The organism is Homoserinimonas sp., assembly GCF_056262345.1.
Map to the genome: position 1 here is coordinate 1 of NZ_JBACFR010000298.1, position 10753 is coordinate 10753.

Here is a 10753-nt window from a genome sequence, read left to right on the forward strand (position 1 = left end):
ATGAGTTCGAGCGCAAGCGACGAGAGGAACGCGACCTTGAGGGTCTGCATCGTTGTGGCGCGAAACCGCTCCGAGAGTGCGCTGAGTGCGGCAACCTGCTCCCGAGCGCGGCCAAGGCCCACGAGCACTGGCAGGCCTCTCACGAGCTCCACCAGATGATCGGAAAGCCTGCCAAGTTGAGTGGTCGCAACCTCGACCCGGTCTTCTGTGTGCTGCCCGATCAGCACCATGAAAACGGGAATCAGGGGCACCGTCAGCACGATTATGAGGGCGCTCACCCAGTCGGCGAACAGGATGCGCGCGCCAATGAGAAGCGGGATGCACGCCGCATTGATCAGGGCGGGCAGGAACACCGTGTAGTACTTGTCGAGCTCGTCGAGCCCCAGCGTCGCCAGGGTCGACTGGGAACCAACCCTCGCTCCGCCGGAGGTGACGAGATGCTCCGCCATGTCGGAGCGGAGCCGCTCCTTAACGCCGAGCGCCGCTCGTGCGGAAATCACCCGCTGGGCCCACGTGACCAGGGCTCGTGCGGCAACAGAGACAAGACCCCACACAACCGCGTCACGCCATCGATCGTCGCCGTCGATAGCGCTGACGATTCCGACCGACAGTGCCGTGGCAATGCCGATGAGTGATGCCGCTTTGAGGGCGCTGGCGAGCCCGAGGAGGTAGAGCACCGGTCGCTCAAGCGCTCCGAGCCCCGCCATGGGTGATCGTGGCATTACTTCTATTTCTGTCGAATGGCTGGGACAACCTCGATCGCCTCAGGAATCCTGGCGGACGAGATGCGCTTGCGAAAGACCCAGTAGGTCCAGCCTTGGTAGGCCAAAACGAGGGGAACCCCGAACGCGGCGACGATGCTCATCAGACCGAGCGTGTAGTCGGATGCAGACGCATTCGTCACGGTGAGGTCGAAGGCGGGGTCGAGGGTCGACGGCAGAACCGTGGGGAAGACCGCCGCAAAGATCGACGCGGATCCCGCGAGCAGGAAGGTGCCGAGATAGAGGAAGGACCTGCCCTCGCGCCCTGCACGGTTGGCGTACCATGCGAGCACTCCGGCGACGACTGCGACGATGACCAGCGCCCAGGTGATGGGATTGCCCGAGGTGAACTGGATTGCGAGCACCCATCCTGCAAGAGGAAGCAGAGCAAACGGCAGCGCAACCGCGACAAACCGCCGGGATTGCTGCCGCACGTCCCCATCGGTCTTGAGGGCGAGGAACGCCGCAGCGTGCACCAGGCAGAAGCCGACAACGGCAAGACCGCCAAGGATCGCATAGCCGTTGAACCAGGCCCACGCCCCGCCTACCCTGTCGCCGTTGCTATCCAGCGGCAGACCGGTAGTCGTGAGAGCGAGAGCCGCTCCCACCCCAAATGCGCTGACGAGCGACCCGAGCCCCAGAGCCAGATCCCATCCTTTGACCCACCGGGTTGTCGTGCCCTTGCCCCGGTATTCGATGGCTACGGCCCTGAAGATCAATCCCACGAGCACAAGTACGAGGGGGATGTATAGCGCCGAGAAGAGCGAGGCATACCAGAACGGGAAGGCCGCGAACATTGCCCCGCCCGCGGTGAGAAGCCACACTTCGTTGCCGTCCCAGACAGGCCCGATGGTATTGAGCATAACGCGCTTCTGCTGCGGGTTCTTGGCCGAGAACAGAATGTGCATGCCGACCCCGAGGTCGAAACCCTCAAGAAAGAGAAAGCCCGTCCAAAGCACCGCGATCAGCACGAACCAGAGGGTAGGAAGAAATTCCATGATCAGCTCCTTGGCCGTCGATGATTAGTACGCGAACGAGAGGACATCGTCGTCGGATGGAGCAGCCCCGTCGTCGCCATCGCCATCCTTCTTCTTGGTGAGGAGCTCTGGCACGGCACTAGCCACACCGCCCCTCACGTAGCGAATAATGAGCATGACCTCAAACACCATGAGTACGCCGTAGATGAGCGTGAGGGAGGCGAGCGAGAACAGCACCTCGCCAAAGCTCACACTGGGTGAGACCGCCGCCGCGGTGAACATCATCACGCCGTCGAGCCCCGTGGGGTTGGGGGCGACGACGAACGGCTGGCGCCCCATTTCGGTGAAGATCCACCCGGCTGAGTTGGCCGCGAAGGGCGCGAAGATTCCGGCAACCGCCAGGTTCATGATGCCCTTGCTCTTGGGCACGGTGCCCTTGCGTGTGAGGAACAGCGCAACCGCTGCGGCCGCAGCCGCGAGCATTCCGAAGCCCATCATCAGTCGGAAGCCCCAATAGGTGACCTCCATGATGGGCACGTAGTTGATCTCCTCGCCGGCGCGCTGACCGAGAATCGGGTCGTCGGGCAGGTTGGTGCCGTAACGGGCCTGATACTCGGGCACGAGTTCATTGAGGCCGGGCAGCTCGGTGGTGAAGTCTCCGTGTGCAAGGAACGACAGCAGCCCGTGGATCTCGATGATCGTGGTCACCTCGTTGCAGTCCTTGGTGCCGAGGGGGCCGATCGAAAGCACGGAGAAGCTGGTGCCGGTGTGGCATGCGGCCTCGGCAGCAGCCATCTTCAACGGCTGCTGCTCGTACATGAGCTTGGCCTGGGTGTCGCCCGTGACTGCTACCCCGCCGAAGGCGACTATGGCGACGATTGCGCCGATGCGGAGCGAGCTGAGCCATACCTTGTGGTCGTTCTTGTCTCGCCCCGGGATGTCGAGGGCTTCGCCCACGATGACGTTGCCATCAACGTCGACGGTGTCGATGCCGTCGCGGCGGCGCTGCCAGAGCTGGTACCAGGCGATGCCGAGCATGAAGCCGCCCCCGACCGCAAAGGCACCAAAGATTGTGTGGGTAAAGGCGGCGATAGCGGTGTTGTTGGTGAACACGGCCCACGCGTCAACCATCTGTGGGTAGCCATCGACCAGCTCTACGCCCACGGGGTGCTGCATCCATGAGTTCGCAACGAGGATGAAGTAGGCCGAGACGACGGATCCTGCGACGGCGATCCACAGGCAAGCGAGGTGCACCCTCTTCGGCAGCCTCCCCCATCCAAAGATCCAGAGGCCCAGGAACGTAGATTCGATGAAGAACGCCAGAAGCGCTTCCATCGCCAGAGGGGCTCCGAACACGTCGCCGACGAAGCGGCTGTACTCGCTCCAGGCGAGTCCGAACTGGAATTCCTGCACGATGCCGGTGGCGACACCCATGATGAAGTTGATGAGGTAGAGCTTTCCCCAGAACTTGGTCATGCGGTACCAGCGGTCGTCGCCGGTTTTGTGCCATCGCATTTGCATGAATGCGATCACCGGGCCGAGGCCGAGAGTCAACGGCACCATCCAGAAGTGGTAGACCGTGGTGATACCGAACTGCCAGCGTGCAATAAGTAGGGGGTCGATCGCTTCCACAATGCCTCCGGTTGGTGCAGGCGATGACCCGCTATTGAGTTCTACAACGTGTAGACATTTAAGTTCTACACCATGTCGAAATCGATTTCTACCTCATGTAGAGTCATTTCGAATTCATGTAAAGTCTTGGTCATGGCACGCATCTCTCCTCAGCTTGGCGAACTCGAACGCGCGGTTATGGACCTTTTTTGGGACTCGACCGCGGCGCTCAGCGCCCCTGAGGTTCGAGACCGTCTGGCCACCGGGGAGACGGGAGCCGGTAGGGAACTTGCCGTCACCACGGTGCTCACCGTGCTCTCTCGCCTCGAGCGCAAAAACTTTGTTACCCGAGACCGCACCACGCGCCCTCACCTCTACCTGTCGGTGACTAACCGCGCCTCGTATATGGCCGAGCTGATGCATGATGTGCTCGGTGCCGCTCCCGATCGCGAAGCCGTCTTGGCGCGCTTTGTCGGCAGTGTCGGCCCCGATGAAGCGGATCTCTTGCGGCGGATGCTCGACGGCGCGAGCCTGCCCCGCTAGCTCGGTCGCTGCGAAGCATCCCACTCAACCGCTGATAGCGTCGCAGAGTGCTGCAGACTTCAATCGCCCTCGCCGTTTTGGCGGTTGTCTTGGCATGGCCGGTGCCGATTCTGCTTGCCAGGGCATCGTGGCCTTCGCGATCCCCCGCCGTCGCACTTATTGTCTGGCAGGCGGTGGCCCTCGCCGGCGGCCTGTCGATGATCGGCGCGCTGCTCGTCTACGGGCTACAGCCTTTCGGCGAAAACCTCCTCGCGGCCAGCGGATCGTTCGCTAGCTTCCTACAGCAGGGCACCCTGCCGTCGGGTGCCGACTTCGTTCACATGTTCGCGTTGAGCGGTGCCATCCTGCTCACCATCCATTTGCTGCTCAACCTCATGCTCGCGCTCGTGCGCGATGAGCGATCCCGTCGCCGTCACCGCGACCTCGTTCGCATGCTTAGCTCCCCCATGCCGGAACGGCCCGACACTCTGTTGCTGGCCCACGATGCGCCTGTCGCATACTGCCTGCCGGGCGCAACCCGATCCATCACCGTTCTTTCGGCCGGCCTCATGAGCATTCTGGACGACCAAGAACTCCGCGCCGTGGTTGCTCATGAGGAGGCGCACGCTACTCAGCGCCACTACCTGGTGCTTCTCGCCTTCAGAGCGTGGCGGCGTTCGCTCCCCTGGTTCCCGATTGCCACGCGCGCTCAGGATGCTGTCGCGTCACTGGTGGAGATGTTGGCCGACGACAAGGCCAGGCTTGTCGTTGCAGATGCGACGCTGGCGCGAGCGATCGCACTCGTGGCGATCGGAGGTCACGGGTGGCGGGATTCGGTGCCACTCCCCGCGGCCGATCGGAGTCCCGCGAGTGACGTATTCCTCGCCGATGAGGCCGAACAATCCGTGCAGATGGCGAGCCCGTCCTCGGCGCTGAGGATAGCCAGGCTTCGAGGGGGGCATCGGCCGCTCTCCTTCGCCGCGCGAGCGGTGGCGGTTGCCCTGGCACTCGCCCTGCTCGCCGTGCCGACAGCGCTGCTGCTCCTGCCCTCGATCTAGCTCCGCTTGCTCTGCTGGCTCTGCTGGCTTCGCGAAAGCAGCGCAGACCATAGTTCGTCGACCTGAGCCAGGAGCGCCTCCCGCGTGCCATGGTTGTCCAGCACAACATCCGCGATCGCGAGACGCTCCGAGTCTGTCGACTGCGAGTTAATGCGGTGCATTGCTTCTTCTCTGGACATGCCACGATCCTCGACCATGCGACGGATGCGATCCTCGGTATCCGAATGCACCACGACGACGGAATCAAGTCGCGGACGGTTGTTCTGTGCCGATTCTGCAAGCAGCGGCACGTCATAGATCACGATGGCGTTGGGATCGGCGGCCTCCGCCTGGGCTACCCGTTCGGCGACGAGATCACGAACCCGGGGGTGGGTGATCGCGTTGAGGGTGGCGCGCGCCTCTGGGTCGCTAAAGACGATTGACCCGAGTGCTGCGCGGTCGAGACTGCCATCGGGCTGCAGCACACTGGCGCCAAAGGCATCCGCAATCTCCCTGAGACCATCGGTGCCGGGTGCAACGACTTCGCGGGCCAAGACATCTGCGTCGATGTGATGGGCGCCGAGTTCTGCCAGTCTCGCTGCGACCAAAGACTTTCCCGAGGCGATGCCTCCCGTGAGGCCAATAAGTAACACGGGGCCCATGCTACTGTCCTGCTCAGCCGAAAGGAGCAACGATGCTGGAATTGCTCACGGGGACTGGGTTGGCTCTCTCTGCGGGACTCAATGCCTACGTTCCCCTGTTGATAATGGGGATCGCAAGCCGCTTCCTGCCCTTTGTCGAGCTCCCGCCGAACTGGACCTGGCTCGAGAATCCTTGGGTGCTCGCGATCCTTGGCGTGTTGTTGGTGATCGAAGCAGTCGCGGACAAGATTCCCGCGGTCGACTCCATCAACGACTGGGTACAGACACTCGTTCGCCCCACAGCAGGTGGACTAGCTTTCGGGTCAGGAACCTCGATGGAGACGGCAGCGGTCACCGATCCGACCCAGTTCTTTGAATCAAACTGGGTTCCCTTCGTGACGGGAGCCGCTATCGCGCTCGTGGTCCACCTGACCAAAGCGATCGCCCGGCCAGCAGCCAACGCACTCACGATGGGCGCTGCTGCGCCGGTTCTGAGCACGGTAGAAGACGCAAGCAGCGTTGGCCTGGCCATAGCGGCCATTGTCGTTCCGATTCTCATCCTGGTCGCGGTTCCGTTGCTGATCTGGTGGGGCGTGCGCAGCGTTCGTAAAGCCAGGGCATCGGCTGCCGCACGCAAGCACGAGAAGAGTTCCTGACCACCTCGGCAGTTGCGGTTGTGGTTAACGCCGAAACGGCCGGGCCCCGAGGGACCCGACCGTTTCGTCGAATAACGCCAGAGGCGTCGACCTGCTTAGTTGCTCGAGAGCTTCTCGCGCAGAGCGGCGAGAGCCTCATCGTCAGCAAGCGTGCCAGCCGAAGCCGACTCGCTCGAGAACGACGAACCACCGGCGGCAGGAGCGTCTTCGATCTCCTTGACGGCGGCAGCAGCAACCTGCTTCTTGTGTGCTTCCCAGCGAGCCTGAGCGGCGGCGTAGTCGGCTTCCCACTTGGAGCGCTGCTCCTCGAAGCCTTCCTTCCACTCGTTGGTCTCGGGGTCGAAGCCCTCGGGGTACTTGTAGTTGCCCTGCTCGTCGTACTCGGTGAGCATTCCGTAGAGCGCCGGGTCGAACTCGGTGCCCTCGGGGTCGACACCCTCGTTGGCCTGCTTGAGGCTCAGCGAGATGCGGCGACGCTCGAGGTCGATGTCGATGACCTTGACGAAGACCTCTTCGCCGACCGAAACGACCTGCTCGGCGAGCTCAACGTGCTTGCCGGACAGCTCCGAGATGTGCACGAGGCCCTCGATGCCCTCTGCAACGCGAACGAACGCGCCGAAGGGGACGAGCTTCGTGACCTTGCCCGGTGCAACCTGGCCGATGGCGTGGGTGCGAGCAAATACCTGCCACGGGTCTTCCTGCGTTGCCTTGAGCGACAGCGAAACGCGCTCGCGGTCCAGGTCGACCTCGAGGATCTCGACGGTGACTTCCTGGCCAACCTCAACGACCTCGCTGGCGTGCTCGATGTGCTTCCAGCTGAGCTCGGAGACGTGAACGAGTCCGTCGACGCCACCGAGGTCCACGAATGCACCGAAGTTGACGATCGAGGAGACGACACCCTTGCGAACCTGGCCCTTGGCAAGGTTGTTGAGGAACGTCGTGCGGCTCTCGGACTGCGTCTGCTCAAGAAGCGCGCGGCGCGACAGAACAACGTTGTTGCGGTTCTTGTCGAGCTCGAGGATCTTGGCCTCGATCTCCTGGCCAAGGTACGGCGTGAGGTCGCGAACGCGGCGAAGCTCGATGAGCGAGGCCGGGAGGAAGCCACGGAGGCCGATGTCCACGATGAGGCCGCCCTTGACGACCTCGATGACCGTACCGGTGACGACTCCGTCGTCTTCCTTGATCTTCTCGACGTCGCCCCACGCACGCTCGTACTGAGCACGCTTCTTGGACAGGATCAGACGACCTTCCTTGTCCTCCTTCTGGAGAACGAGGGCCTCGACGGTGTCGCCGACAGCGACTACCTCGTCGGGGTTGACGTCGTGCTTGATGGAAAGTTCGCGGGAGGGGATAACACCCTCGGTCTTGTAACCGACGTCGAGGAGAACCTCATCACGGTCGATCTTGACGACGGTGCCCTCAATGAGGTCTCCGTCGTTGAAGAACTTCAGCGTTTTTTCGACCGCGGCGAGAAAGTCTTCAGCAGATCCGATGTCGTTGATGGCGACCTGCTTGGGTGCCTTACCGGTCGTTGCGATTGTCATTTAGTAGTTGCTCCAGGATGGAAATGCCGAGGTTCGGCACATAATCAGGTCACGGCGAGGTACTGCTCAGGATTGATGATTTCGCCGCGACGGTCGAATAGGGGCGTCACAAACGTGACGTTCTAGCTTATCGTGTCTGCCGGGGCTTTTCTACCGCGAGAATCTGGGCGATTGCTGGCCCGATGGACGGGTGGGAAAAGCTAAACCCCTCCGCAGCGAGTCGTTCCGGAAGCACCCAGCGGCTCTTGAGAACCAGCTCCGTTTCGGTGCGGATGAGCGCGGAACCAAGCTCGAGCATCCATCGAAACGCGGGGAGACCGAAGGGTATTCCGAGCCGTCTACGGATCGTGGACATCAGCTCGGCATTGTCGGTGGGATTCGGGGCGGAAACGTTGACGACACCCTCGATGTCGGGTCGCTCCGTCACGAACTTAATGACTCCGACGACGTCATCGATATGAATCCAACTGAACTTCTGACGCCCCTTGGTGGGGCGGTAGGCGTGAAAGGTGCCCGCATTCCGACGGCGGCGGGTGGAGAACCAGCGCCCATCGAGCTGAGGTCCGCCCAACCCGAATCGCGCGAGCCTCGTGAGCGGCTTCATCACGCTGCCGTTTGCGAGCACGATGGCGATTCGCAGCGCGACACGCCTCGTCCCCGGCAACTCGGCGCTGAAGAACTCAGACTCCCAAGCCTTTGCCACCTCTACCGAGAAGCCCTGCCCTAGCTCGCCGCCGGACTCGGTCATCGGACGGTCGTCGGCGTGACGGTAGATAGTGGCGGTCGATGAGTTGATCCATACCGGCGGAGGTGCGGCGCAGGCGGCGATCGCATCCGAAATTTGGCGTGTAGTTTCGCGTCGCGACCGAAAGATCTCCGCGCGGTTCGCCTCCGTGTATCGGCAGTTCACGCTCTTGCCTGCGAGATTGACCACTAGGTCGGCACCGTCGAGGAGTGCGGTGATCGTGGCAGAATCGCCCCACACGGCGTCCGCCCCTGGGCGTCCGATTGTAGAAACGCTGGCCCCTGCCACGCGGTAAGACTCCACGAGTCGGGTGCCAATGAATCCCGATGCCCCCGCGACGACGACACGCTGACTCATTGCTCCGCCTCCCCCGCGAGTTCATATCTAAAAAACCCGAGTATTCATAAAGTCTACCGAGCGCGGGGTTCCGGTACAGGCCTGCTGACTACGGTGAAACGTACCTGCTCGTGCCAGCCCGGAAACTCACTCCCCGCCCTCCCCAAGACCCAGAGAACTGGCCAGAGAAGACGACGCGGCGAACCTACCCGATCAAAGGTGGTGGAGGAGTCGATCGCCCAACACAACCTCATACGGTGATGCGTTCGGCTCCCCCACTGCGAGGACGCTTAGTCGAAATCGAGTACTGCGGTGCGCAGTGTGTCGAGACCGACTCCCCCGAGCGCCAAGGCCCGGCTGTGGAAGTCCCGGATGGAGAAGGAATCGCCCTCGCGGCGGTGCGCCTCGTCCCTCAGTTCCTCCCACAAACGCTGACCGACCTTGTACGACGGCGCCTGACCCGGCCATCCGAAGTAACGGTTCACTTCGAACAGCGTGCTGGCGTCGCTCTCGTGGCAGTTCTCGCGGAAGAAGGCGAGCGCGTAGTCGAAGTCCCACGAGCCGGTGCCGTCGAGGCGGGGCTTGCCGAGGTGCACGCCGATGTCGAGGACAACGCGAGCAGCGCGCATCCGCTGGGCGTCAAGCATCCCGAGGCGGTCTGCAGGGTCATCGAGGTAGCCGAGCTGCTCCATGAGACGCTCGGCGTACAGCGCCCAGCCCTCCGCATGGCCCGATGTGCCGGCGAGCTGCCGACGCCACGTGTTGAGCTGACCGCGATTGACGACGGCCTGGCCAATCTGCAGGTGATGCCCAGGAACTCCCTCATGAAAAACGGTCGTCTTCTGGCGCCAGGTCGCAAACTCCGTTTCGCCTACGGGCACCGACCACCACATCCGACCGGGTCGGGAGAAATCGTCCGACGGGCCCGTGTAATAGATGCCGCCGCTCTGGGTGGGCGCAATCATGCATTCGAGCCGCCGAATCTCAGCAGGGATGTCGAAATGGCTCTGCGCGAGTTCTGAGACGGCCCGGTCGCTGAGTTCTTGCATCCATGCCTGAAGTGCGTCGGTGCCGTGCAACAGACGGGTGGGGTCTGCATCGAGGATGGCAATTGCCTCCTCCACCGATGCACCGGGCTTGATTTCGTGAGCGATCGCCTCCTGCTCGGAACGCATACGGGCGAGCTCTTCGATGCCCCACTCATACGTTTCGTCGAGGTCGATGGCCGAGCCGAGAAAGCGCCGCGAGTGCAGAGCGTAAGCCTCGCGCCCGACGCCATCAACCGTCGTGGCCACGGGAGCCAGCTCGGAGCGCAAAAACTCGGTGAACGCGGCATACGCCTCGGTTGCCGACGCCGCACCTGTAGCTAGCGCTGTTCGGAGCGTCTCTGGCAAGTCGAGCGAGGAACTCGTGGAGAACGAGGTGAAGAACCCTGCGGGAGCGGCGATCTGGTCGGTGAGCTGGGCGACCGCAAGCACCTGACGGCGTGCAGGGGTTATGCCCTCGTCGATTCCCTTGCGCAAGGTCTCCGTGTAGCCCGCAAGCGCCGCGGGGACGGCGTTCATGCGCCCGGCGATGTCGGCCCAGTCCGCTTCGGTCTCCGTGGGCATAAGGTCGAAGATGTCCCGAATCTCCGTTGCAGGAGAGGCAAGCACATTCAGGTCGCGAAGGTGGAGTCCGGCTGCATGCGCCTCAATATCGAGGGACAGGCTCGCCCGCAGATCAGTCTGCGTCACACGATCGACGCTGTCGACAGCGTCTGCGGCATCCAGGGCAGCTATGACCTTGCGCTTGGCCTCCGCCATGGCCTCGGCGCCGGCTGGCGAGTAGTCGGCGTATTCGCCCAGTCTGCCGGCGACTCCGATGTATGTCGCAACGGTCGGGTCGAGGTCAATGTAGGTGCTGATCCAGCCCTCTGCGATG

At 62.8% G+C, this 10753-nt stretch carries 10 protein-coding genes; 3 read left to right on the forward strand and 7 right to left on the reverse strand.

What is annotated here, in order from left to right; genetic code table 11:
* The 3 genes from AC062T_RS13535 to AC062T_RS13545 all read right to left on the reverse strand — a co-directional run.
* The coding region (locus tag AC062T_RS13535) for an ABC transporter transmembrane domain-containing protein (RefSeq protein ID WP_476030867.1) at nucleotides 1-722 on the reverse strand (722 nt) is incomplete at its 3' end.
* Between the two features lie 5 nt (nucleotides 723-727).
* Nucleotides 728-1759, reverse strand: a complete 1032-nt coding sequence (gene cydB / locus AC062T_RS13540; protein WP_476030869.1) for a cytochrome d ubiquinol oxidase subunit II — start codon at nucleotides 1757-1759, stop codon at nucleotides 728-730.
* 24 nt (nucleotides 1760-1783) lie between these two features.
* Entirely contained in the window at nucleotides 1784-3361 is a 1578-nt protein-coding gene (locus AC062T_RS13545) for a cytochrome ubiquinol oxidase subunit I (RefSeq protein WP_476030883.1), read from the reverse strand.
* A 141-nt stretch (nucleotides 3362-3502) separates the two neighbouring features.
* Here AC062T_RS13545 and AC062T_RS13550 point away from each other — a divergent pair, with 141 nt between their 5' ends.
* Nucleotides 3503-3892 (forward strand): BlaI/MecI/CopY family transcriptional regulator, encoded by a 390-nt coding sequence (locus AC062T_RS13550; RefSeq protein WP_476030871.1) that lies wholly within the window; start codon nucleotides 3503-3505, stop codon nucleotides 3890-3892.
* Nucleotides 3893-3939: 47 nt separating this feature from the next.
* Nucleotides 3940-4929 carry a M56 family metallopeptidase gene (locus AC062T_RS13555; RefSeq protein WP_476030873.1) on the forward strand — a complete coding sequence of 330 codons (990 nt, stop codon included), beginning with the start codon at nucleotides 3940-3942 and terminating at the stop codon, nucleotides 4927-4929.
* On the opposite strand, the gene coaE is transcribed toward AC062T_RS13555, so the two are convergent.
* Nucleotides 4926-5570 carry a dephospho-CoA kinase gene (gene coaE / locus AC062T_RS13560; protein WP_476030875.1) on the reverse strand — a complete coding sequence of 215 codons (645 nt, stop codon included), beginning with the start codon at nucleotides 5568-5570 and terminating at the stop codon, nucleotides 4926-4928. The genes AC062T_RS13555 and coaE overlap by 4 nt on opposite strands.
* Nucleotides 5571-5602: 32 nt before the next feature.
* Here coaE and AC062T_RS13565 point away from each other — a divergent pair, with 32 nt between their 5' ends.
* Nucleotides 5603-6205 carry a DUF4126 domain-containing protein gene (locus AC062T_RS13565; protein ID WP_476030877.1) on the forward strand — a complete coding sequence of 201 codons (603 nt, stop codon included), beginning with the start codon at nucleotides 5603-5605 and terminating at the stop codon, nucleotides 6203-6205.
* Between the two features lie 95 nt (nucleotides 6206-6300).
* On the opposite strand, the gene rpsA is transcribed toward AC062T_RS13565, so the two are convergent.
* The 3 genes from rpsA to AC062T_RS13580 form a co-directional block, all read right to left on the reverse strand.
* On the reverse strand, nucleotides 6301-7749 hold the full coding sequence (rpsA, locus tag AC062T_RS13570; RefSeq protein ID WP_108516477.1) for a 30S ribosomal protein S1: 1449 nt from the start codon (nucleotides 7747-7749) through the stop codon (nucleotides 6301-6303).
* Between the two features lie 127 nt (nucleotides 7750-7876).
* Nucleotides 7877-8851, reverse strand: a complete 975-nt coding sequence (locus AC062T_RS13575) for an epimerase (protein ID WP_476030879.1) — start codon at nucleotides 8849-8851, stop codon at nucleotides 7877-7879.
* A gap of 269 nt (nucleotides 8852-9120) precedes the next feature.
* Nucleotides 9121-10752: a DUF885 domain-containing protein gene (locus AC062T_RS13580; RefSeq protein WP_476030881.1), complete on the reverse strand. Its 1632-nt coding sequence runs from the start codon at nucleotides 10750-10752 to the stop codon at nucleotides 9121-9123.
* Nucleotide 10753: the final 1 nt, after the last annotated feature.

What these genes read in the sequence shown, in the direction of transcription:
- AC062T_RS13550 (WP_476030871.1), top strand. Translation starts at nt 3,503, where the DNA reads ATGGCACGCATCTCTCCTCAGCTTGGCGAACTCGAACGCGCGGTTATG.
- coaE (WP_476030875.1), bottom strand. Translation starts at nt 5,570, where the DNA reads ATGGGCCCCGTGTTACTTATTGGCCTCACGGGAGGCATCGCCTCGGGA.
- rpsA (WP_108516477.1), bottom strand. Translation starts at nt 7,749, where the DNA reads ATGACAATCGCAACGACCGGTAAGGCACCCAAGCAGGTCGCCATCAAC.
- cydB (WP_476030869.1), bottom strand. Translation starts at nt 1,759, where the DNA reads ATGGAATTTCTTCCTACCCTCTGGTTCGTGCTGATCGCGGTGCTTTGG.
- AC062T_RS13575 (WP_476030879.1), bottom strand. Translation starts at nt 8,851, where the DNA reads ATGAGTCAGCGTGTCGTCGTCGCGGGGGCATCGGGATTCATTGGCACC.
- AC062T_RS13565 (WP_476030877.1), top strand. Translation starts at nt 5,603, where the DNA reads ATGCTGGAATTGCTCACGGGGACTGGGTTGGCTCTCTCTGCGGGACTC.